Origin of the sequence: Microbacterium sp. Bi121 (assembly GCF_918698005.1) — a bacterium.
Classification (GTDB): domain Bacteria; phylum Actinomycetota; class Actinomycetes; order Actinomycetales; family Microbacteriaceae; genus Microbacterium.
This window is the reverse complement of sequence record NZ_CAKKLJ010000003.1, coordinates 153,461-176,003: the sequence shown is the minus strand read 5'-3', so window position 1 is coordinate 176,003 and position 22,543 is coordinate 153,461. Positions and strand designations below refer to the sequence as shown.

Genomic DNA, 22,543 nt, shown 5'->3' with positions numbered 1-22,543 from the left:
CCCCCACCGCGAGGCGGGGGCCCGCACAGGTTCAGCAGCAGGGAATTCCGCCGCAGCATTCGTTCTCCTCCGTGGACATGGCGCACCTCCCGTCTTCATCGATGAACATCGATCTAAGGGTGAGGCAATACATCGACGTTTGTCAATGCGTGTGAGACGATGGCCTGGTGACCTTGGCTGACCTCCTTCCCGTGCGCGACGTGGCGGCGTGCTGTTCGCCGCTCACCACCTCGCCGATCACCGTCGAGAACGCCACGCGCCTATCGGGCGCGATCAAGGCACTGGCCGATCCGGCCCGGCTGCGACTGCTGTCGATGGTCGCCGCACACGCCGACGCCGAGGCCTGCGTTTGCGACCTCACTGAACCTCTCGGGCTCCAGCAGTCGACCGTGTCTCACCACCTGCGCATCCTGGTGGATGCCGGCTACCTCACTCGTGAGAAGCGCGGTACCTGGGCGTACTACCGCCTGGTGCCGGGCGCGCTCGACAGCGTTGCCGGGCTGCTGCGATCGGTCTGACCCAGCAGTCTGCTCATCAGCCGCCGAGCGACCCCGCGTCGATCGTGCCGACGTCGGTGCGGTGGAAGTTCTGGAACGATCGGGATGCCGTCGGCCCGCGCTGCCCCTGGTACCGGTTGCCGTACGGACCGGAGCCGTACGGGTTCTCCGCAGCCGACGTCAGGCGGAAGAAGCAGAGCTGCCCGATCTTCATCCCCGGCCACAGCTTGATCGGCAGCGTCGCGACGTTCGCGAGCTCGAGGGTGACGTGTCCGGTGAATCCGGGGTCGATGAAGCCCGCGGTCGAATGGGTGATCAGACCGAGGCGTCCGAGTGACGACTTGCCCTCGAGGCGAGCGGCGATGTCGTCGGCGAGACTGACCTGCTCGAACGTGGCGCCGAGCGCGAACTCTCCGGGGTGCAGGATGAAGGGCTCGTCGGGTTTGACCTCGATCAGCCGAGTCAGCTCCGGCTGATCCTCTGCCGGGTCGATGAACGGGTACTTGTGGTTGTCGAACAGGCGGAAGTAGCGGTCCAGGCGCACGTCGATGCTCGACGGCTGGATCATCTCCGGCTCATGCGGGTTCAGACCGATCCGGCCGGATGCGAGTTCTGCCTTGATGTCGCGATCGCTGAGAAGCACGCGTTCAGCCTACTGGGGCGCGAGGGGAGCATCCGGATCGACCAAGCCGAGACGGTGCGCGAGGATCACGACGTGGATGCGGTCGCGTGCGTCGAGTTTCGCGAGCACACGGCCGACATGCGTCTTCACCGTCGATTCGCTGAGGAACAGCCGCTCCGCGATCTCGCTGTTCGTGAGCCCCTGGGCGATGGCGACGAAGACGTCGTGCTCGCGTTCGGTGAGCACTGCGGTCGGATCGCCGGTGGGCGCGGGAGAATGCGCGGCCGACTCGTCCGCAGAATTCTGAGAGTTCAGAGGCTTCTGAGAGTTCAGCCGATCCAGCAGCGCACGCGTGACCCGCGGCGCCAGCACAGCGTCGCCACGATGCACGGCGCGCACCGCGGCGACGAGCTCCTGACGCTGCGCGTCCTTCAACAGGAACCCGCCCGCTCCGGCGCGGATCGCGGCGAATGCGTACTCGTCGAGATCGAACGTGGTGAGCACGAGCACGCGGCTGCCAGGGTGGTGCCGCACGATCTCCGCGGTGGCGGCGATCCCGTCGAGGTTCGGCATCCGCACGTCCATGAGAACGACATCCGGCTCCAACTCAGCGGCGAGCGCGATCGCCGCGGCGCCGTCGGCTGCTTCGCCGACGACGGACAGATCGGGCTCCGCTTCAAGCACCATCCGGAAACCGACGCGGATGAGGGCTTGGTCATCGACCAGCAGCAGGCGGATCATGAGTGCCCCCCGCCCGCAGGCGGCGACGTCGGCAGTTCGGCGCGCAGCATCCATCGTCCGTTCCCGGCAGGCGCGGACACGACCATCCCGCCGAGGAGAGCGGCCCGCTCCGCCAGCCCGCGCAGCCCGAACCCGCCCTCGGATGCCGCCCGGTGGACTCCATCGTTCACGATCTCGATGACGATCGGATCCGCGTCGTGGGCGATGCGCACATCGATCCTGCTGGCCCCAGCGGAGTGACGCATGGCGTTCGTGACTCCCTCCTGGACGATTCGGCTGACGGCGAACCGCAGCGCCGGCGGCATCTCCGGGTCGCCGCGCACCGTGAGAGACGCGGCGAATCCCGCCCGCTGCGCCGTGGCCACGGTCTCGGCCGGACTCGTCGGTTCGAGCGGCGCGAGTGGAGCATCCGCACCGCCCTCACGCAGCACACCGAGCATGGAACGCATCTCAGTTAGGGCAGTTCTGGCGGTCGCGGCGGCAGCGGTCGACGCCGCCTGCGCACGCGAGGCGTCGGCGGTCGCGGCGGCGCCTTCGGAAAGCGCGACCACCACGGTCAGCGAATGGGAGACGATGTCGTGCATCTCGCGGGCGATGCGGTCGCGTTCTGCCGCAGCGGCGAGCTGAGCGTGCTGGTCGCGTTCGACGAGCAGCTGCCGGGAGCGATCGATGATCGCCTCGACGTAGCGCTTGCGGCCTCCGACATTGATGCCGATGAGTCCGCCGATCAGGCCCATCACCAGTTCACCGATAACGGCGTTCAACGCGATGTTGAGCGTGATGACTCCGAGGCTCGACAGGGTGAAGGAGAGGAGAGCGAGGGATGACAGGCCGATCGCCAAGCCCGTCCAGCACGCCTTGGTGGAGCGGTAGACCGCGAGCGAATACGTGGCGACCAGTATCAGCGGGCCGCCCACGGGAACGCTCTCGAAGAGGTAGCAGACCGACACCACCCAGGCCGCGGCGAATGCGACCACCGGCCACCGGCGTCGACGGAGCAGAAGAACGCAGGCGACGAGCACCGCGATGGGCATCGCCACTGCGGCGAGGACGCCTGAGGTGCGGAACGTCGTGGCCGGCACAAGTGAGGTGATCAGGCAGAACAGGGCGATCAACACATCCGCGAATACCGGATGCCGCGCCCAGAAACGCCGGATCGCGCCCGGGGGACGCGGCAGCTGGAGCTGCTCGTCCGAGGTGTTCGCCATGAACTGACCCTATTTCGTCATCGCGGACCGCATTACTGGTCCCGCCCGATCGGGCGGGACCAGTACGTCACGCGTCGCGTCCGCGAAGCACAGCCCAGGCCGCCAGCATCCCTGCGACCACCCAACCGGCGAGCGCGAGGTATCCGGTCGACACGTCGAGACCATTGCCGTCCTGGGGGATGATCACGCTCTGCGCTGCGGTCATCGGCAGGTAGTCGCCTGCGTCGAGGATCCACTGCCAATCCGGGCCTGCCATGCCGAACATGCTGACCACGATCGGCAGGACGAACAGCAGTCCCACGGTGGCGGCGATCGCGCCGGCCCCGGACCGCAGCAAGAAACCGAACGCGACGCCGATGAGGGCGAAGACCGCCATCGACACGGAGGCTGCGAGGATCGGGAACACCGACATCTCGGCATCCGACCAGTCGATCGCCATGTCCTTGGAACCGAGGATGGGGCTCACGGCAAGGGCCGCGGCCAGGAACGTGACGAGCGAGACCACGAACATGAAGACGGCCAGCACGATCGACTTCGCCGCGAGCACCGAGCCGCGGACCGGATCGGCGGAGAGCGTGGAGCGGATCATTCCGGTCGAGTACTCGCCCGTGACCGCGATCGCCCCGAGGATCCCGGCGAGCAGCATCGTGAACTGGATCGGGCTGATGACCGCCTGGATGCCGGGGTAGCCGGGCATGTCGATCGCGGACGCGATCATCATGGCTATCCCCACGGTGAGCAGGAGGACGATTCCCACTGACCACCAGGTGGAGCGCACGGTGGTGAGCTTGATCAGCTCGCTGCGCAGCTGCCGGACGAAGGTCAGACGGTACGGGGATGCCTGAACGCGAGTCTCCCGCGTCGGCTCAGCGGTGGCTGTGGCAGTCATGAGGGCTCCTGGTTGTCAGTGTCGGACGTTTCGACACCGCGGGTCCGGTACTCGACGGCTTCGCCGGTGAGGGCGAGGTAGGCGTCTTCGAGGGACCCTGTGGTGGGGGTCAGTTCGTGCAGTGGGATGCCGCGCTCGGCGGCGAGGTCGCCGATGCGCGAGGCCTCGATGCCCGTGACGTCGAGGGTGTCGGGGGCTGAGGTCGTAACTTCGACCACCGTCGAGGTCGAAGCAGCGCCTGCGCTCAGCAATTGGGAGAGCTCAGCGGCACGCGGGCTGCGCAGGCGCACGCGCGCCGTGGTCCAGGAGCGCACGAGATCGGGCAGCGCGGCATCCGCGAGCACCTTGCCGCGGCCGAGCACGATCACGTGGTCGGCCGTCTGAGCCATCTCGCTCATCAGATGGCTGGAAAGCAGAACCGTGCGTCCCTCGGATGCCGCGTGGCGCACGAACTGGCGCACCCAGCGGACGCCCTCGGGGTCGAGCCCGTTGACGGGCTCGTCGAGGATCAGCGTGTGCGGGTCGCCGAGAAGGGCCGCGGCGATGCCGAGACGCTGGCCCATGCCGAGCGAGAACTTGCCCGCGCGCTTGCGCGCCACGGAGGCGATGCCGGTGATGTCGATGACGTCGTCCACGCGCGATGACGGGATGCCGTGGGTTGCGGCCATCGCTCGCAGGTGATTGCGGGCCGAACGGCCGGTGTGGACCGCCTTGGCGTCGAGCAGAACACCCACCTCGGTGAGCGGGGCCCGCAGCCGACGATAATCCTGTCCGTTCACGGTGACGCGCCCGGTACTGGGCCGATCGAGTCCGACGATCATGCGCATCGTGGTGGACTTGCCCGCTCCGTTCGGTCCCAGGAAGCCGGTGACGCTTCCCGGACGCACGGTGAAGGACACGTCATCGACGGCCGTCTTGTCTCCGTACCTCTTGCCGAGGCCCTCTGCTGTGATCATGGCTTCGACGCTATGCGGCGAAGCCATGCGCGCGCGTCCGCCTGAAGGATGAACCTTCAACCCGCGCGTGTGGCACCGTGGTGCCACACTGGCCGACGTGTCCGCCGCAATGCCGACGTTTGTTATGCTGGCCAGGCGCCGCAAGGCCGCGGGACTGTAGTTCAATGGTAGAACTTCTGCTTCCCAAGCAGATAGCGCGGGTTCGATTCCCGTCAGTCCCTCCACGTGAACCTCACCTGACAACGACCGCCCGGTCTGATTCGATGGCTTCATGCCTCACGACGTCGTGAATCAGTCTCCGCTCCGCTCGGACCTCGACGAGTACGCCACGAACACCGCTCTCGTCGAGGGCGTCGAGCGCCATGATGCCGCTTGGGCCCACCATCGTCTGCACCTGACAGGGCAGCGGGTGGGCACGGCATCCTTCCAGCGCGACGCGGAGCGCGCGAACCGGCACGAGCCGGTCCTCCACACCCATGACCGCTACGGCCACCGCATCGATGAGGTCGAGTACGACGACGCCTACCACCGGATCATCGGCGCGGCCGTCGCTGACGGAGCGCACACCAGCGCCTACGTCGAGCCGATGCCGGGGGCGAACGTCGCGAGGGCAGCGACCTTCATGCTCTACGCCCAGATCGAACCGGGCCACGCCTGCCCCGTCTCGATGACGCATGCGGTCGTGCCGGTGCTGCAGCAGCACGCGGAGGCCGCGGTCGGCTGGCTCCCGCGCGTCTTCAGCACCACATACGGCCCCGCTCTGAGCACGGAGAAGCACAGCGCACTGTTCGGCATGGCGATGACTGAGAAGCAGGGCGGGTCGGACGTCCGCGCCAATATGACGACCGCCACGCCGATCGGCGACGGCCGGTACCGGCTCAACGGACACAAGTGGTTCTGCTCAGCCCCTATGTCCGACGCCTTCCTCGTCCTCGCACAGGCGCCCGGCGGCCTGTCGTGCTTCCTCCTGTCGCGCGTCCTGGACGACGGCTCGCGCAACGGCATCCGCATCCAGCGCCTCAAGGACAAGCTCGGCAACCGCGCGAACGCGTCGAGCGAGGTCGAGTACGAGGATGCGGTCGCCACCCTCGTCGGCGAGGAAGGGCGCGGCGTGCGCACCATCATCGACATGGTCGCCCGCACCCGACTGGACTGCGTACTCGGATCGACCGCCGGCATGCGTCAGGCGACCGCCGAAGCCACGTGGCACGCGCGGCACCGCTCTGCGTTCGGGCGAACGCTCATCGACCAGCCCGCGATGACCGCTGTCATCGCCGACCTGCAGCTCGAGGCCGAGGCTGCGACTGCGACCGCGCTGCGGCTCGCCCGCGCGCACGACGACGATGCCTCCGACGAGGAGATCGCATTCCGGCGCCTCGCCACCGCGGTGGCCAAGTACTGGATCTGCAAGCGCGGCCCCGGCCACGCCGCCGAGGCGCTCGAGTGCCTCGGCGGCAACGGCTACACCGAGGCCTTTCCTCTGGCGATGCGCTACCGCGAGCAGCCCGTCATGGCCGTGTGGGAGGGCTCCGGCAACGTGATCGCCCTCGACGTGCTGCGTGCGCTCGACCGCGACACTGTCTCGTTCGCCGCCTTCGACATGGAAGTGTCGCGTGCCGCTGGTGCCGATGCACGCCTGGACGCATGGATCGAGCACACGCGCGGGCTCGCCCGAGAGGTGGCATCCGACCCGGTTCCGGATGCCGCGGCACGCCGCCTCGTCGCATCCCTCGCGCTCGCACTGCAGGGTTCACTGCTCGTCCGCGACGCTCCTCACGCCGTCGCGGATGCGTTCTGCGCCACGCGCCTGTCGGGCGACCCGTTCGGCGGGGCGCTGTACGGCGCGCTGCCACGAGGAGTGGATGCCACGGCCATCACCGCGCGCGCCTGAGCGAAGTCAGCGCTCGCGCAGCGCACGGCCGATCCGCTCAACGGCCTCGCGCAGAATCGGCCGCGGCGTCGCGAACACGAAGCGGGTGAACCCGATCGCCGCCTCGCCGCATGCGGCCCCGTCGGTCATCGCGACGCCGGCGTGCTCGCGGAACCACAGTCCGAGATCTCCGGTCAGCCCGGACTCCCTGAAGTCGAGCAGCGCGATGTACGTCCCCCCCGGCATCGTGACCTGCACGCCAGGCAGCTTCTCGACGAGTTCGACCAGCAGTCGCCTGTTGCCGTCGAGATACGAGACGACCTCATCGAGCCACGCGCCTCCTGACGTGTATGCGGCGAGGTTCGCGATCGCCCCTGTGGTCGAGGTGCCGTGCCCCGTCCACCCGCCGTCCGCCTCCCAGAGCTCAAGCGATGCGGCGTCGGAGAAGATTATCTGAGCGCATTTCAGGCCGGCGAGGTTCCAGGCCTTCGAAGCGGATGCTGCAGTCACCGTGTGCCCGGCGGCTACGGGAGACACCGACGCGTAGGGAATGTGCGACGCCGGCGCGTAGACGAGTGGTGCGTGGATCTCGTCCGAGAACACGCGACCCCCGGCATCCGCCACGATGTCGGCGATGGCCACCAGCTCATCGCGTGTCGCCACGGTACCGAGGGGATTGTGCGGATTGCACAGCACGAGCAGCTCGCCGCCGTTCGCGAACGCCGCGGCGACGCCGTCGAGATCCATGACCCAGCGACCGCCCACCTGGATGCTGGGCACCTCGACAACCCGCCGCCCTAGTCGGGGCGGCACCGAGAGGAACGGCATGTACGCCGGAGTCGGAACGATGATCGCGGCATCCGGTGAGGTGAAGTTCTTGATCGTGAACTCGAGCGCCACGATGACGTCGGCAACGAGACGCACCTGGTCACCCGTGATGTGCCAACCGTGGTGCTCGCCGTAGCGGCGCGCTGTCGCCTCCTGGAGTTCGACCGCCAGATGCTGGGGCAGATATCCGGTGAGCCCGGCCTTCAGCGACTCATCGATCGATTCGGTGATCGCCGGCGCAACGCCGAAGTCCATTTCGGCCACGAAGGCGCCGATCGTGTCAGGGAACATCGTCCACTTCACGCTGCCGGCCGCCCTGAGGTCGAGCTCCGTGATCTCGTCGAATGCGTGCGGGTGACTCATCTCCCCAGACAATACGAGAGCGGCCGACGGGTCAACCGTCGGCCGCTCTCGTATCAGTGGGGCGTCACACCGGTTCCGGCTTCTTCCCGGCAGCGTCAGCTTCGGGGTCGGCATCCCGACGCTCCTGCTCCATCTCGGCGACCGCAGGCACGATGATGTCCAGCGGCATCGTGCTGGTGTCGAGCAGGTCGTTCTCGTCCTGCTCGGCGACCAGTTCCTTGGCCTCGGCCTTCGTCTCAACAGTCGGGAACGAACCCAGCAGCGGACGCTGCGCCGTCTCCTTCATCGACAGCATCGCCACGCCGCCCAGCGCCGCGAAGAACATGATGTAGAACGCCGGCATGTAGGTGTTGCCGGTGAGGTCGATCAGCGCCTGGCTGAACAGCGGAGTCGTGCCGCCGAACAGCGAGACGGCGAGGTTGTACGCGATCGCCATGGCGCCGAAGCGCGAGGCGGTCGGGAACAGCGCCGGCAGAGCGGATGCCGAGATCGCGACGTAGAACGCGACCGGGATGGCGACCATCGCGAGGGCCAGCATGACCGCCCACTCCTGCCCGATCTGCATGATCGTGAACGCCGGAATCATCAGCACGATGGTCGAGACGACCGCGATCCCGTAGACCGGCTTGCGCCCGATGCGGTCGGACAGTTTGCCGATCAACGGCAAGCAGGCACTCATCACGATGAGCACCGGGACCGTGGCGATCGCGGCCATCAGGTTGGACACCCCGACCTCGGTCTCGAGATAGGTGGGCATGTAGCTGGTCAGCGCGTAGCCGGCCGTGTTGGTCGCCGCCACCAGCGCGATGCCGATGAGGATCACCCGCCAGTGATGGCGGAAGATCCCGATGATGCCGTGCCGGCCGAGCGGATCGTCGGCATCATGCAGGCGAGCATCGTCGGCCTCGGCCTCGGCCTCGAAGGCGGGGGTCTCCGGGATCTTCAGACGGAACCAGATGGCCACGGCCCCGAGCGGGATCGCGACGAGGAACGGGATCCGCCAGCCGTACGCCTCCATGGCGCCGGAACCCGAGATGCCCTCGACGATCCACGTCGTGATGGCCACGGTCGAGGCGCCGGCCGCGAAGCCGACGTAGGAACCCACGTCGAGGAACGAAGACCAGTAACCGCGCGAGCGGTCGGGAGAGAACTCCGACACATACGTCGTCGCACCGGCGTACTCGCCGCCGGTCGAGAAGCCCTGCACCATCTTCAGGAAGTACAGCGGCACGATCGCCCACAGGCCGATGGCCGCAGATGTGGGAAGCATCCCGATCAGTGCGGTGGCCACGGCCATCATGGTCATCGTCAGGAACAGCACCCGCTGACGACCGATCCTGTCGCCCAGCGGCCCGAGGATGAATCCGCCGAGTGGACGCACCAGGAACGAGATGGCGAATCCGAACAGCGTCAGCAGCAGGCCGAGACCGCCGGGGGCATCGGAGGTGAATACCGCTGTCAGCGTCACGGCCAGGTAGCCGTAGATTCCGAAGTCGAACCACTCCATGAAGTTGCCGACGACGGTTCCGGATATCGCGGTGCGCAGCTTCGACTTCTTCACCACGAGGACGTCGTCGACCTCGAGCCTTCTGCGCTTCGTCATTGCTTTCTTTCGGCTGGACATTGAATCACTCCTCAAGGGCCGATTGAACGCGCTCAAAGCTATACGCCGGTTCTTGAAGTCCTCGCAGGCGATTCGGCGTTCCGCGTGATATCACGCGTGCGGAGCTCGAGCGGGCGCCTGTTAGCACCGCACGATCGCGCGCGTCAACCCCAATTGCTTCCACCGAACTGCGTGCCAGCATCGAAGCTTCACAACCGAAGGAGACTCCCCCATGAACATCGCCCTGGTGATCATCATCGTTGTCGCAATCGTCCTCGCGATCGTCGGTGGCCTCAGCTCCGCGCTCAACTGGCTCCTCTGGGTCGCGCTCATCGTCGGAGTCATCGCCCTGATCGCCTTCCTCTTCCGGGTGATCGGCGGCCGGAACCGCGTCTGATATCCCCAGCAGACCGGGCCTGACCCCATCGGGCCCAACCCGACGAAACCGGGTCGCGACATGTGTCGCGACCCGGTTTCGTGTCCAGGACGAGCGGATCATGGCAGCCGCGAGGTCCCGCACGGTCTCACCGATCTCGGCGCTCACTCCATCGGGCAGCGAATCGACGTACGAGAACAGGTTGCGTGCCGCCGCGCGCGCCAGTCCAAGACGCCGGCATCCTGAAGTCCGGATGCTGGTGAACACAGCCCGCCGTCCGCTAGATTGTCAACAATCTTGCTCACCGGAGAGGGACTCGTGCCTGATAATTCTGACGTCCGCAGCCAGCTGCGCGAGGCGATCCTGAGGGGCGCGTACGCCCCTCGCCAGCGACTGATCGAAGCCGACCTCGCCGAGGAGTACGGAGCCAGCCGCTTCACGCTGCGCAACGCCCTGATCCAGCTCGCCTCCGAGGGGCTCGTCGAGCTGCAGCCGAATCGCGGCGCCCGCGTGCGCGAGATCACGGTCGACGAGGCCATCGAGATCACCGAGATCCGTCAGGCGGTCGAAAGTCTCGTCGCAGCCAGAGCGGCCGAGAAGGTGAGCGACGAGCAGATCGTCTTCCTCCGCCAGGTCGGCGATGACATGCGCGCGGCCGTCGATCGCAACGACTTCATGCGCTACTCCGAGCTCAATTCGACGCTGCACTCCACGCTGCGCGACATCGCGAATCACTCGGCATCCACCCGTGTGCTCGAGCAGCTGCACGGCCAGATGGTGCGGCATCAGTTCCGCCTGTTCCTCGTCCCTGGGCGGCCGAGCCTGTCCCTGCCGGAGCATCTCGCGATCATCGACGGCGTCTGCGCCCGCGATCCTGAGGCCGCCAGCGCGGCGATGGGCATCCACGTGGGCAGCGTGATCACGACCCTGCGTTCGTTCGCGGAGGCTCCCGCGCTGTCCTGACCGGCGTTTCGTGCCGATTGTTATCAATCTCGCGAACATTATTGACAACGTCATCTGCGGATGGATACGTTCGGGCCAGCGAGCGGAACAGCATCCGCTCGGAATCCCCCACCATTCACACAACGGAGTGACATGAAAAAGGCAGGCTTCTTCGCCCTCGCGGCGATCACCGCGCTGGTTCTGACCGGATGCACCGACTCTGAGGCACCCGCAGGCGGTGGCGACGGCGACGCCGCTGGCTCGGGTGATCTGACGCCCGTGACCGTCGGCGTCATCCCGATCGCCGATACCGCGGCCATCTACCTCGGCGACGCGCAGGGCTTCTTCGAGGACGAGGGCCTGGACCTCACGATCGAGACCGCGACCGGCGGCGCCGCGATCGTTCCGGCCGTCGTCTCGGGCGACTACGAGTTCGGCTTCAGCAACCAGCTGTCGCTGATGGTCGCAGCCGACCAGGGCCTCGACATCAAGATGGTCTCCTCCGCGGTCGCCACCACTGGTGACACGTCGAAGGACATGGGCGCGGTCGTCACCAAGGCCGACTCGGGCATCTCCTCGCCCGCCGATCTGGCCGGCAAGACCGTCTCGAGCAACAGCGTCGGCAACATCAACGACACGGCCGTGCGCTCGGTCGTCGACGAAGCCGGCGCCGATTCCTCGACCATCGACTTCGTCGAGGTGCCGTTCCCCGACGCCGTCGCGGCCGTCGAGAACGACCAGGTGGATGCCGCATTCGTCGTCGAGCCGTTCGTCACCGCCGCGATCGACGCCGGCCTCGAAGTCGTCACCTACGCGTACGCCGACTTCGACCCGAAGCTCGACATCGCCGCCTACTTCGCGCTCAGCAGCGTCGACGCCGACCTGCTGGCGAAGTTCCAGGCCGCCATGCAGAAGTCGCTCGAGTACGCCGACGCCAACCCGGACGCGGTGCGCGAGATCATCGCGACGTACACGAAGACCTCACCCGAGGTCCTCGCGAAGATCACGCTGCCGAAGTACCCGACCGAGTTCGACCGCGCTTCGAGCGAGAAGCTCGCGGCTGCGGCTCTGGAGTACGGCGTCCTCAAGGCCGAGCCGGACTTCGACAACCTTCTGCCGTGACAGCTCTCCTCAACACGGTGAGCGAGGTGCGGCGGTTGCGCCGCCGCACCTCCTCCTCGCCCCAGGCGGCGCTGCTCGGCGCGGCGGGCGTGGTCGGCTTCCTGGTCCTGTGGGAGCTCGTCTCCCGTCTGGGCCTCGTCGACTCCCGCTTCGTGCCACCGGCCAGCGACGTGCTCGTCCGCTTCGGACAGTACGTCGTCGACCGGGCGTTCTGGCGCGACGTAGGCGACACGATGCTGAGCTGGTCGCTCGGTCTGCTCATCGCGGTGGTCGCCGCGACCGTGCTCGGATTCCTCATCGGATCCAGCCGGTTCCTCGAGCGCCTCACGCACTCGACGATCGAGTTCCTGCGCCCGGTTCCATCGGTGGCGCTGATCCCGCTGGCGGTTCTGCTGTTCGGCGTGAAGATCCAGGCAGGACTCCTGCTGATCGTCTACGCCGCGTTCTGGCAGGTGCTGCTGCAGGTGATCTACGGCGCGAAGGACGTCGACCCCGTCGCTGACGCCACCGCCCGCAGCTACGGACTCAGCCGCTTCCAGCGGATCCGCTACGTCATGTGGCCGACTGCGTTGCCGTATCTGATGACCGGCATCCGGCTCGCCGCCGCCGTCGCACTGATCCTCGCGATCACCGCAGAGCTCATCATCGGCACTCCTGGTCTCGGCAAGCAGATCGCCGAGACGCGCGAGGGCGGAGCGATCACGAGCATGTACGCGCTGATCCTCGCCACCGGCCTCATCGGCGTGGCCATCAACCTCGTCGTGCGATTCTTCGAGCGGCGCACGTTGCGCTGGCACACCTCGGTGCGGATGGAGGTGGCGGGATGAAGTTCCTCAAGGCCGCATTCTTCCTGCTCGCGCTGCCGGTGGTCCTCGTTCTGCTGTGGTGGGTCTCGACGATGGTCAATCCGACGTTCTTCGTGCCGAGCCCCGGCGAACTCGTCGGCACGTTCTTCGACACCTGGTTCGGCGAGCGCTTCACGAACGACCTCCTGCCGAGTCTGGGCCGCCTGTCGCTCGGCATCATCGGCTCCGTCGTCGTCGGCGTCGGTCTGGGTCTGCTGATCGGATCCTTCCGGCCGCTCCGCCAGCTTCTCGAGCCGCTGCTGGAGTTCTTCCGCGCGATCCCGCCGCCCGTGCTGCTGCCGCTGCTCATGATCGTCATGGGCGTGAACTGGCGCATGCAGGTGTTCGTGATCATCTTCGGCTCACTGTGGCCGGTGCTGCTGAACACCGTCGAGGGCGTCCGCGCCACCGATGAGGTGCAGCGCGACACCGCACGCAGCTACGGTCTGGGTCGCATGGCGCGCCTGCGCTACTTGATCCTGCCAGCCGCGGCACCGCAGATCCTCACGGGCGTGCGGCAGTCGTTGTCGATCGCTCTGATCCTGATGGTCATCTCGGAGCTGTTCTACACCTCCTCCGGCCTCGGGTTCACCATCGTCCAGTTCCAGCGCAACTTCGCCATCCCGGAGATGTGGAGCGGCATCCTGCTGCTGGGTCTGATCGGTCTCGCCCTGGCGGTGCTGTTCCGCTACGTCGAGCGCTACATCCTCCGCTGGTACCACGGATTGAGAGAAGTCCAACGTGAGTCCTGAAACCACCACACCCGTCCTCCTCGTCGAGGGCCTTCGCAAGATCTACCCGGCACCGACGCCGCAGGCAGAAGCCGTCGAGGCGATCCGCGATCTGACGTTCAGCATCCCGCAGGGGCAGCTGGTCTGCATCGTCGGACCGTCGGGCGCCGGCAAGACGACGCTGCTGAAGTGCATCGCGGGTCTCCTGCCGGCGACCGCCGGGCGTCTCGAGCTCGAGGGCAAGGCCATCACCGGCCCGCCGAAGACGATGGCCGTCGTCTTCCAGGAGTACGGGCGCAGCCTGTACCCGTGGATGAGCGTGCAGGCGAACGTCGAACTGCCGCTGAAGGCCGCGGGGCTCTCCAAGACCGAGCGCCGTGAGCGATCCACCGACGCCCTTGAGGCCGTCGGGCTCTCGGACGCTGCGGACAAGTACCCGTGGCAGCTGTCCGGTGGAATGCAGCAGCGCGTCGCGATCGCCCGCGCCGTCGCGTACCGTCCGCAGATCCTGCTGATGGACGAGCCTTTCGCCGCGGTCGACGCGCAGACTCGCGCCGATCTCGAGGACCTCGTCCGCAAGATCTGGAAGGAGCTCGGTGTCACGGTGCTGTTCGTCACGCACGACATCGACGAGTCCGTCTACCTCGGGCAGCGCGTGATCGTGCTGTCGAACCGGCCCACCGTCGTACAGGACGACGTCACGATCGACCTGCCGGACGAACGCGACCAGCTGTCCACGCGCTCCGACCCGCGATTCGTGGAACTGCGCCATCACATCTACGGCGAGATCCAGCGGGCCAAGGGCAACCGCGGCGGCGACGAGCAGGCCGCGTCCGCCTGATCCACCGGTTCGGGTCGCGAATCCTGCCGCATCGGCGGCGTCAGAACGGCAGGATTCGCGACCGGAGCGAGCTCGTGGGAGGGTTCGAGAGTGAAACGTGTCCGGATGCTGCGCGGCGCGGCATCCATCATCGCGCTGTGCCTGGTCGCGACCCTCATGCGCCCGGCTGTCACCGCGGTCGGTCCGCTCATCGAGCGGATCACGGACGACACGGGCATCCCGCTGGCGCTCCTCGGATCCTTGTCGACCATCGTCCTCATCACCTGGGCCATCGTCTCGCCGTTCGCGCACGGATTCGGACGGCGGCTAGGCCTCGGCGGAGCCGTACTCGCCGCCATGGGGCTGCTCGCCGTCGGCGTGGTCGTGCGCTCTCTCCCGGGTTCGACCGTGTGGCTCTGGGTCGGCACCGGGCTGATCGGCGTCGCCCTGGCGGTCGGGAACGTGATCCTTCCGGCCGTGATCAAGCGCGACTTCCCGCTGCGTGTGCCGCTCATGATGGGCGTGTACTCGGCGATCCTGGGCGGGGCCGGCGCGGTGGCATCCGGCCTCGCCGTTCCTCTCGCGGGCCTGACCGGCGGCGACGCCGGCGCCGGCTGGCGCGTATCGCTGCTGATCACCGGCGGAGCCCTCGCCCCCGTCGCGCTCGCGGCCTGGTGGGCGACGAGGCGGCGCGAACTGCGAGCGATGCGCGGCGCCCCGACCGGCCGCGCACCGAGAACCGGGATCTGGCGGGACCCCGTGGCGTGGCAGGTCGCCGGGTACATGGGCGTGCAGTCGACGACGTTCTACGTGCTGGTGACGTGGCTGGCTTCCATGTCCCTCGACACCGGACGCAGCGCAGCCCTCGCCGGCGTCGATGTGATGATCTACCAGATCTTCTCGCTGGTCGGCTCCCTGGCCGTGGCGTTCGTCATGCGCGGGCGCGCGGCGCGGCTGACGCCGGCGCTGCTCCCGGTGCTCGGCATCGCCGGAATCACCGGTCTCATGGTCTGGCCGGATGCCGTCGGCATCTGGGTCGTCCCGCTCGGAACCTTCTCCGGCCTCTCTCTCGGGGTCTCGCTCACGCTCATGGCGGATCGGGCGCGCGACCATGGCGCGTCATCCGCCCTGTCGGGCATGTCGCAGTCCATCGGCTACGCGATCGCCGCGGTCGGGCCCGCGCTGTTCGGAGCCGTGCACGCGACTACCGGCAGCTGGACGCTCCCGCTCGTCATCCTGCTCGTCAGCATGAGCGCGCAGGCCGTGTTCGGCGTGTACGCCGGTCGAGACCGGTTCGTGCTCGAGCCGCGTACGTAGAGCGAGATTCGCTTCGCACGACGAAACTCGTGCTGGCACGGCAATTGTCACCGTGCAAGGCGGTTCTCGGGGTGGTGGGCTACTTCTTGACCGTGAACGGCAGCACGAGCCGAGACGGGTGCTCCGAGTCGCGGTAGACCTTATGCGCCACCGCGCGCCCCACCGGCAGGTGGAAGGCGTCGGGCGGAAGCAGCGAGTTGTGCTCGTCGACCAGCGGCTCGTCGTTCGACAGCTCGGCGATCATGCGGTGACCGGGCAGCAGCGTGGCCGCGAACGGGTAGATCCGCAGCACGTACTCCTCGATCACACCTGGCTCGACCGGAATCGCACGCGTGTGCGGATGGATCGGGTCGCCCTCACGGGTGCGCTCCTCGTCCAGTTCGCGGTGCGAGGCCTTCAGATATGCCGAGGTCAGCAGCTGGCGTTTGCCTCCAGGGGCTTCGTCCCAGAACCGCATGATGAGGTTCGTGTCGGGCTGGTCGATCTCGACGAACAGATGCGCTGCACCCGTGCCGATCATCTCGACGGGCTCCTCGAACACCGGTGTCGCCCAGCGCAGCACCTCGACCTTGTCGGTCACCGTGAGCGGTGCCTGGTAGAAGCCGTCGGGAGCCGCAGCCGTGGCATCCATCGTCTCGGGTTCGGACGACAGGCGACCGCGCGTGCGCAGGTACAGCGGCTTGTACTCGATGGGCTTCGGCGGGAACTGGTCGCCGGTCGCGTACTCGCGCGTGCCCTCGACGAAGACGCTCACCGGCGCTTCGTCCATGACGCCGTTCTCGATGCCCTTGATCCAGTAGTCGTACCAGCGGAACATCTTGTCGTGCTCCTCGACCCACGGCCGGGACTGCATCGGAGGGTACGAACCGATCGTCAGCTTCTTGGGCCCTGCGAGCTGGTTGTACGCCTCGATCGTGCCGTCGAGAGTCCAGCCGCGGCCCTGATCGATCTGGAGCCACACCGGCACCTCGACCTGTGATGCGAGGTTCACGGGGTTGCGCTCTTCGTACCACTCGCCGTCGAGCTCGTTGGTGATGATGTCGAACCACGCCTCGTGGTTGGTCGGATAGTGCAGCGTGTGCACGAGGTTCGGCCACGCCTGCACGTCGGGGTCGGCCAACCGCGCCGCGACGCGGGCTTTGACGTCCTCATCGGACAGCGTCTCCAGCATCCGGCTCTTGACCCGATCGGTGAACGCCCAGCCGCTGTCGCCGCCGCGCCCCTCGCGGGCCGCACGCGGCATGAACCACATGATGCCGCCGTGGTAGGTCGTCTCGTAGAAGTCGTAGTGGCCGCCCGAGATGAACAGCGCCTTCAGGTGCGGCGGACGCTCAGCGGCGGCGAGCAGCTGCATCGACCCGAAGTACGAGATGCCGATCATGCCGACACGGCCGTCGCACCAGGGCTGCTCGGCGACCCACTCGATGAAGTCGTAGGCGTCCTGACCGAGCGAGACGCCGCCGGCGTTGTAATTGCCGATGTGCTCACCCTCTGAGCCGCCGGAGCCGCGCAGGTCGCCGATGACATGGACGTAGCCCTCGTCGATCACGCGGGCGATGTCGCCGGCCTCGATGCAGCCGTCCCACATGGGCGAGGGGCGACGCTGCGGCGGCATGGTCAGCGCGAGCGCCTGCAGCTCCTTGCCGTAGGGGCTCAGCGCCACGAGTGCCGGGCGCGGTTCGTCGGCGGATGCTCCGTACGCGTCGGCGACGAGGGCGACGCCGTCGCGCATCGGGACGCGCAGGTCCTTGTGGACGTCGAAGTCGCGTCCGCCGGCCTTGATCGTCTGGGTGTCAGTCATTACATTGCTCCGAACTGCGTGACGTACGCGTTCATGGTGGTGAAGAAGGGGGCCGGTTCCAGCGTCGGGTCGCCCGTGTAGCCGAGCTGCTCGGCGACGGACTGGAACGGCGAGTACGGGGAATCGGTCGAAACCAGCGCGCCCGCGAGGTACGGCAGGACCGCAGAACGGATGCGAGCCTCGTTGTCGATGCTGCCTTGGATCGCCTCGAGCGCGTCCGCGGCATCCAGCACCTCGGGGAACGGTGAGCCGTCCGCCCGGCGGTACGGGTGCCCGAGGTACAGACGCTCGGGCCTCACCTCATCGCGCAGGAACTCGAGGCTCGCCCGGTACTTGTCGGCATCCTCGTAGCCGGGGAATCCGGATGCTGCGCCGTACGCCTGCACGGCGTCGCCGACGAACACGTCGCGGGACTCCTCGACCACGTAGGCGATGGCGCCGGCGGTGTGGCCAGGGATCGCGTGCGCTGCGACGCGGACGCCGCCGAGGTCGAGCACTTCGCCCCCCTCGAGCGCAAGCGTCGGCTCCATCTCGCCGCTGATCGCCGCGCGCAGCGACGCCTCCTGTTTGGCCTCGCCCTCGGGGTCTTTCAACCAGCGCCCGCGGCCGGAGCGCCACTCGTCGACGTGCGCCTCGCGCGAACGCAGCATCGATGCGTCGTCGCGGTGGATGACGACCTCGGCCTTGCGCCCGGTGAGTTCCCACAGGGCGTGCGCGCCGCCGACGTGGTCGATGTGGCCGTGCGTCAGGAGGATCCAGCGCACGTCCTCGATGCGACGGCCGATCGCCTCGAGCCCGGCGCGCATGCCTTCGGGCGACTCGGTCACGCCGGTGTCGACGATCGCCGGCTCCGGTGCGTCGATGAAGAAGCTGCGCAGGCCGAACCGGCCCCACGGAGCGACGAGCGGGTGGATGTCGACCATCACGCCTCCTTGAGGAACGCGGCGGTCTCGGCGAGGGCCGTGCCGTATTCGGGCAGCCACGAGAAGTGCTGCACGAAGCCGTGCCCCGCCCCCTCGTAACGGTGCACGACCGTGCGCACTCCGGCATCCTGCAAACGCCGGCCGTATAGCTCGCCCTCGTCGCGCATCGGGTCGAACTCGCCCGTGAGGATGAGTGCCGGGGGCAGGCCGGAGAGGTCCTGGCGCTTGATGGGCGAGACGCGCGGATCCTGCGGGTCGGCACCGCTGTCGAAGTAGAACTGGTTGAACGGCGCGATGCCCGCGGTCTCCATGCCGTAGCCCGTGGCGTTCTCGACCATCGACGGGTAGCGCTGCGGATCGAGGTCCAGGTCGACTGACGGGTAGTAGAGCACCTGGTGCGTGACGCGGTCGATGCCGCGGTCGTGCAGGGCGGATGCCACGACGGTGGCGACCGTGCCGCCCGAACTGTCGCCGACCAGCGCGAGGACTCCGCCGTCCCACACAGGGCCGTCCCAGCCTGCGTCCTGCCCGGATGCGAGAATCCACTCGACGACGCCGGTGACGTCGTCGATCGCGGCGGGGAACGGATGCTCCGGCGCCAGGCGGTAGCCCACCGAGAACACGCGCAGACCGGTCGCTATCGCCAGCTGGCGGGCGACGTGATCGTGCGTGTTCAGACTCCCGAGGAAGTACGCACCGCCGTGGATGTACACGATGGCACCGGTCGCGGCATCCGCGTCCGATCCGTCGAAGTACACCCGCACCGGCACGTCGCCTGCCGCCGTCGGAACGACCCGGTCGGCGACGTGCGCGACGGGGTGGCGGTCCTCGAGCGCTGGCACCTGCGACTCCTCGCCGGCGCGCATGGCGGCGGGGTCGAGAGGGCCGGGCTCCTCATGCGGGAAGGATGCCAGGATGCGGGCGATCTCGGGATGCAGGGGCATGTCGTCTCCTCAGGCTCCGGCCGTCGCGGGCTCGGCGTCGTCGCGCTCTGCGTCGCCGTGCTGACCGGGGAATCCGTCATCCAGCGCCTCCGGGTCCCAGCCGCTGCGGGAGACCTTCTGATACCCGTCGGTGATCGGCTTGCGGGCGGACTGGAAGGCGGTGAGCCCCTCCTTGACCGAGGGAGCCGCAGCGAGAGCATCCGCCAGCCCCTTGGCGTCGAGGATGGCCGAGTTCGCACCCTGGCCCTGGTGGTGGAGCATGGCGTGCGCGGCGTCGCCGACGAGCACCACCGAGTCGCTGTGCCAGGTGTCGACGGGGTCGATGTCGTAGGCCGAGCGGCAGTTGATGGTGTCGATGTCGATCGACCGGGTGACCTGCTCGAAGCGGGGGTCGAAGCCCGCAAGCGACGCCACGATGATCTCGCGGGTGACCGCCGGCGACCAGGTCTCGTCGTCCGAGGGCACCGTGATGTCGAACGACACCTGACCGCGGTGACGCAGCGGCAGCAGGTACAGGTGACGGTTGGTCGGCGCGTCGAAGTAGACGCGGAAGTCGTCGTCCTCGTCGAAGACGCCGGGCACGAGCGAGATGTCGAACACGGCGCGGTAGGCGTGCTCGTGCGCGAACACCGGGGCGTTGTCGCTGAACAGCGCGTTGCGCACGCGTGAGCTGATGCCGTCGGCGCCGATCACGAGGTCGGCGGTCACGCTCTCGCCGTTCCCGAAGTTCACGGTGGCGGTGACGCCGTTGTCGACGATGGACTCCATGCGGTGACCGAACTTGACCATGCCCTCGGGGAGCACCGACATCAGCGCATCGATGAAGTCGCGGCGGTGGATGAGGTGGGTCGTGAGGCCGAACTGCTCCTTCTCGGGCCATTCCTCCGCGTGCACGAGCTCGTCCTGCGGGGTGAGGATGCGGATGCCGTTGCTGGCCGTGCTCACCGCGGCGATCGCGTCGAAGGCACCCCATTCGCGGAAGGCGGCCATCGAAGACGGGCGCAGGCCGATGCCGGCGCCGACCTCACCCGACTGGCGGGCCTGTTCGTAGACGGTGACGTTCGCGCCGCGCAGGCTCAGAGCCTTCGCGGTCGAGGCGCCTGCGTATCCGGCGCCGATGATGGCGACGTTCAGTCCGTTGAGATCCATGGTTCACTCGCCTTCGAGGGGGGTGGTCGTAGAGAAGAAGTCGACAACATTGCCGACGAAGAGCTGGTCGATGACAGCATCCGAGACGCCGTCCTGCTTGAGGTCGGGGATCAGCTGCTCGAACAGGTAGTTGATCGTGTGGCCTTTGACGCCCGGCCAGCCCAGCGGGCTGCAGTTGGCGTCGGCGGCGACGAGCACCTTGTCGATCTGCCCTGAACGCAGGTAGCGCATGAGGTGCTGGAAGCGCTCGTCGCGGTGGCGGCCCCAGAACGGCGGGTCTGGGAGCTCGAGGTCGTAGCCGAAGGTGTCGAAGCCGATGCGTCCGCCGGCGCCGACGATGCCCTCTTCATCGACCTTGCCCTGGCTGACGCCGTCGTCGGCGTGGCCGAACAGCACGCGGGTGAGCGGCAGGCCTTCTTCGTCGAACACGTCGATCGCGGACTGCGCGTCGACCGCGAGGTGCGTGATAATCGGCGCGCCGGTGGCGAGCGAAGCGCGGGCCGCAGCGCGGTAGATGCGCAAGTCGAGCGGCAGCATCTTGAATCCGCGACTGACGCCGACCTTGATGATGCCGGCCTTGCCGCCCGAGCGGCCGATGCCGACGGTCAGCTCGTGGATGAATTGCTCGGCGAGGTACTCGACGCTCGCTTCGGCGAAGTGCTTCAGCGCCGTGTCTCCGCCGACGAAGCCGGTGGCGGCGATGATGTTGATGCCGGTCTTCTCGGAGATCGACTGGTAGTAGTCGATGTCGCGGCCGTTGCAGATGCCGGTGGCGTCCACGAACGTCTGCCCGCCGTACTCGGCGAACTTCCGCAGCTTCGGGATCGTCTCCTCGTAGCGCTGCTCCGGCGTCTTCCACCAGCGGGTGTCGAGCTCGCTGCCGGGCATCCCGTAGCCGATGTGCTCGTGGATCGAGGTGAAGCCGAGCTGCTCCACGGCGATGGGTCCGGTGACGGTGTTCACGCGGGTCATGTCAGGCCTCCTTCACGGCGAGCAGGTTTGCAGGGTTGGTGACGAGGATGCCGTGGATGCTGTCTTCGTCGAGGCCGAGGGCCGTCAGCTTCGGAGTGAAGCCGGTGAGCACGGCGTCGTAGGCGACGTCGGTCTCGGGATGACCCTTGGCCACGCCTATAGCCCCGGCCGAGAGCAGGATGCGGGCGCCGTGGCCGGCCGCGGTGAGCTCGGCCACCAGGGCTGCGCGCTCGTCGTCGCTCAGGAGGTCGGCATCGGACTGCCCGACGTGGTCGATCGCGACGTTCGCGCCGCGCTCGGCGACCGCGCGAACGGTGTCTACGGCACCGGTGCGGTCGAGACCGCCGATGATGATGCGGTCGGCGGAAAGCCCTTCGGCGAGCGCGCGTTCGAGGGCGCCGATCGTGTCAGCCGGAGCCGAGAACGACAGCGGAACACCGGACTCCTTGGCGGCGCGCGCAGCCCCCTTCAGCAGGCTGTCATCGGTCGGGGTGGCGCCCGCGGTGGTCTGCGTGGTGACGATGAGGCCGGCGGCGGCGCGGCGCTCGACGCGCGGCAGAACCATGCCCTCGGTCGCCTCGGCGCCGAACAGCTCGGCGAAGCGCTCGGCCGGCCAGGGAGTCGGCGGGTTCGTCTGGGGGGTGAGGAAGTAGCCGCCGAGGTTCTCCTCCGGGCCCATGCCGGTGGATGCCACGATGTGCACACCCGTCGTGCGGGACAGCGCCTCGTACAGCGGCAGGTCGCGGCCGTGGAACATCCCGGTGCGGTCGACGATGGTGCCGCCGCCGGCTGCCTTGAACGCCTCGAGCTTGGCCTTGAGGATCTCGAAGATCTCGGCACGATCGATGTCGATGTCGTACGCGTACTGTGCACCAGGCACCACGGACAGCAGCGCTTCGTGGATTGCGACGACGCCCAGCTCCTCGGCCGCGACCGGGCCGAGGACGGTGTTGACGGTTGTGCTCACAGGATCCCTCTCCATTGAGTCTTCGCCCAGACGCACGACGTCGCGTTCGGGGGATGT

The 22,543-nt window shown here is 67.8% G+C and carries 22 protein-coding genes and 1 tRNA gene; 10 read left to right on the top strand and 13 right to left on the bottom strand.

Annotated elements, in window-relative coordinates; translation table 11 throughout:
* Nucleotides 1-167 precede the first annotated feature (167 nt).
* Nucleotides 168-518, top strand: a complete 351-nt coding sequence (locus LQZ87_RS05790) for a metalloregulator ArsR/SmtB family transcription factor (RefSeq protein ID WP_230102515.1) — start codon at nt 168-170, stop codon at nt 516-518.
* A 16-nt stretch (nt 519-534) separates the two neighbouring features.
* On the opposite strand, the gene dcd is transcribed toward LQZ87_RS05790, so the two are convergent.
* The 5 genes from dcd to LQZ87_RS05765 all read right to left on the bottom strand — a co-directional run bounded on the left by dcd (nt 535) and on the right by LQZ87_RS05765 (nt 4,913).
* A complete protein-coding gene (dcd, locus tag LQZ87_RS05785) occupies nt 535-1,140 on the bottom strand; it encodes a dCTP deaminase (protein ID WP_230102514.1) in 606 nt (201 codons plus the stop codon).
* A gap of 9 nt (nt 1,141-1,149) precedes the next feature.
* A complete protein-coding gene (locus tag LQZ87_RS05780) occupies nt 1,150-1,860 on the bottom strand; it encodes a response regulator transcription factor (RefSeq protein ID WP_230102513.1) in 711 nt (236 codons plus the stop codon).
* Nucleotides 1,857-3,068: a histidine kinase gene (locus tag LQZ87_RS05775; protein WP_230102512.1), complete on the bottom strand. Its 1,212-nt coding sequence runs from the start codon at nt 3,066-3,068 to the stop codon at nt 1,857-1,859. Before LQZ87_RS05775 ends, LQZ87_RS05780 begins: the two co-directional genes overlap by 4 nt.
* A 67-nt stretch (nt 3,069-3,135) precedes the next feature.
* A complete protein-coding gene (locus LQZ87_RS05770) occupies nt 3,136-3,957 on the bottom strand; it encodes an ABC transporter permease subunit (protein ID WP_230102511.1) in 822 nt (273 codons plus the stop codon).
* Nucleotides 3,954-4,913 (bottom strand): ABC transporter ATP-binding protein, encoded by a 960-nt coding sequence (locus tag LQZ87_RS05765; protein ID WP_230102510.1) that lies wholly within the window; start codon nt 4,911-4,913, stop codon nt 3,954-3,956. The genes LQZ87_RS05770 and LQZ87_RS05765 overlap by 4 nt, the downstream gene beginning before the upstream one ends.
* Before the next feature lie 150 nt (nt 4,914-5,063).
* Between LQZ87_RS05765 and LQZ87_RS05760 the strand changes: the two genes are divergently transcribed.
* Together LQZ87_RS05760 and LQZ87_RS05755 are read left to right on the top strand one after the other, a co-directional pair.
* Nucleotides 5,064-5,137: transfer RNA gene (locus LQZ87_RS05760), tRNA-Gly, on the top strand.
* A 47-nt stretch (nt 5,138-5,184) separates the two neighbouring features.
* Entirely contained in the window at nt 5,185-6,804 is a 1,620-nt protein-coding gene (locus LQZ87_RS05755) for an acyl-CoA dehydrogenase family protein (RefSeq protein ID WP_230102509.1), read from the top strand.
* A 6-nt stretch (nt 6,805-6,810) separates the two neighbouring features.
* Here the strand turns inward: LQZ87_RS05755 and LQZ87_RS05750 are convergent, their stop codons facing one another.
* Both LQZ87_RS05750 and LQZ87_RS05745 read right to left on the bottom strand, forming a co-directional pair.
* Complete coding sequence (locus tag LQZ87_RS05750; protein ID WP_230102508.1) at nt 6,811-7,974, bottom strand: aminotransferase class I/II-fold pyridoxal phosphate-dependent enzyme; 1,164 nt, start codon at nt 7,972-7,974, stop codon at nt 6,811-6,813.
* Between the two features lie 64 nt (nt 7,975-8,038).
* Complete coding sequence (locus LQZ87_RS05745; protein WP_230102507.1) at nt 8,039-9,577, bottom strand: MFS transporter; 1,539 nt, start codon at nt 9,575-9,577, stop codon at nt 8,039-8,041.
* Between the two features lie 232 nt (nt 9,578-9,809).
* Between LQZ87_RS05745 and LQZ87_RS05740 the strand changes: the two genes are divergently transcribed.
* From LQZ87_RS05740 to LQZ87_RS05710, 7 genes are all read left to right on the top strand, one after another.
* Complete coding sequence (locus tag LQZ87_RS05740) at nt 9,810-9,974, top strand: hypothetical protein (RefSeq protein ID WP_230102506.1); 165 nt, start codon at nt 9,810-9,812, stop codon at nt 9,972-9,974.
* 297 nt (nt 9,975-10,271) lie between these two features.
* Nucleotides 10,272-10,916 carry a GntR family transcriptional regulator gene (locus LQZ87_RS05735; protein WP_230102505.1) on the top strand — a complete coding sequence of 215 codons (645 nt, stop codon included), beginning with the start codon at nt 10,272-10,274 and terminating at the stop codon, nt 10,914-10,916.
* Nucleotides 10,917-11,048: 132 nt separating this feature from the next.
* Nucleotides 11,049-12,017, top strand: a complete 969-nt coding sequence (locus LQZ87_RS05730) for an ABC transporter substrate-binding protein (RefSeq protein ID WP_230102504.1) — start codon at nt 11,049-11,051, stop codon at nt 12,015-12,017.
* Nucleotides 12,014-12,844: an ABC transporter permease gene (locus LQZ87_RS05725; RefSeq protein WP_325471205.1), complete on the top strand. Its 831-nt coding sequence runs from the start codon at nt 12,014-12,016 to the stop codon at nt 12,842-12,844. The genes LQZ87_RS05730 and LQZ87_RS05725 overlap by 4 nt, the downstream gene beginning before the upstream one ends.
* Nucleotides 12,841-13,614, top strand: coding sequence for an ABC transporter permease subunit (locus tag LQZ87_RS05720; RefSeq protein ID WP_230102503.1), 774 nt, complete (start codon nt 12,841-12,843; stop codon nt 13,612-13,614). The genes LQZ87_RS05725 and LQZ87_RS05720 overlap by 4 nt, the downstream gene beginning before the upstream one ends.
* 40 nt (nt 13,615-13,654) lie before the next feature.
* Nucleotides 13,655-14,434: an ABC transporter ATP-binding protein gene (locus LQZ87_RS05715; protein WP_230102762.1), complete on the top strand. Its 780-nt coding sequence runs from the start codon at nt 13,655-13,657 to the stop codon at nt 14,432-14,434.
* A gap of 90 nt (nt 14,435-14,524) precedes the next feature.
* Nucleotides 14,525-15,730, top strand: a complete 1,206-nt coding sequence (locus LQZ87_RS05710; protein WP_230102502.1) for an MFS transporter — start codon at nt 14,525-14,527, stop codon at nt 15,728-15,730.
* Nucleotides 15,731-15,809: 79 nt separating this feature from the next.
* On the opposite strand, the gene LQZ87_RS05705 is transcribed toward LQZ87_RS05710, so the two are convergent.
* The 6 genes from LQZ87_RS05705 to LQZ87_RS05680 are packed head-to-tail and all read right to left on the bottom strand — an operon-like array spanning nt 15,810 to nt 22,486.
* Nucleotides 15,810-17,531 (bottom strand): CocE/NonD family hydrolase, encoded by a 1,722-nt coding sequence (locus tag LQZ87_RS05705; RefSeq protein ID WP_230102501.1) that lies wholly within the window; start codon nt 17,529-17,531, stop codon nt 15,810-15,812.
* Nucleotides 17,531-18,454 carry an MBL fold metallo-hydrolase gene (locus LQZ87_RS05700; protein ID WP_230102500.1) on the bottom strand — a complete coding sequence of 308 codons (924 nt, stop codon included), beginning with the start codon at nt 18,452-18,454 and terminating at the stop codon, nt 17,531-17,533. Before LQZ87_RS05700 ends, LQZ87_RS05705 begins: the two co-directional genes overlap by 1 nt.
* Complete coding sequence (locus tag LQZ87_RS05695) at nt 18,454-19,398, bottom strand: alpha/beta hydrolase (RefSeq protein ID WP_230102499.1); 945 nt, start codon at nt 19,396-19,398, stop codon at nt 18,454-18,456. Before LQZ87_RS05695 ends, LQZ87_RS05700 begins: the two co-directional genes overlap by 1 nt.
* 9 nt (nt 19,399-19,407) lie before the next feature.
* Nucleotides 19,408-20,547 carry an NAD(P)/FAD-dependent oxidoreductase gene (locus LQZ87_RS05690; RefSeq protein WP_230102498.1) on the bottom strand — a complete coding sequence of 380 codons (1,140 nt, stop codon included), beginning with the start codon at nt 20,545-20,547 and terminating at the stop codon, nt 19,408-19,410.
* Between the two features lie 3 nt (nt 20,548-20,550).
* The gene (locus LQZ87_RS05685) at nt 20,551-21,519 is read right to left on the bottom strand and encodes a phosphotriesterase (RefSeq protein WP_230102497.1); all 969 of its coding nucleotides are present in this window, start codon (nt 21,517-21,519) and stop codon (nt 20,551-20,553) included.
* 1 nt (nt 21,520) lies between these two features.
* On the bottom strand, nt 21,521-22,486 hold the full coding sequence (locus LQZ87_RS05680; protein WP_230102496.1) for a phosphotriesterase: 966 nt from the start codon (nt 22,484-22,486) through the stop codon (nt 21,521-21,523).
* Between the last annotated feature and the right edge of the window lie 57 nt (nt 22,487-22,543).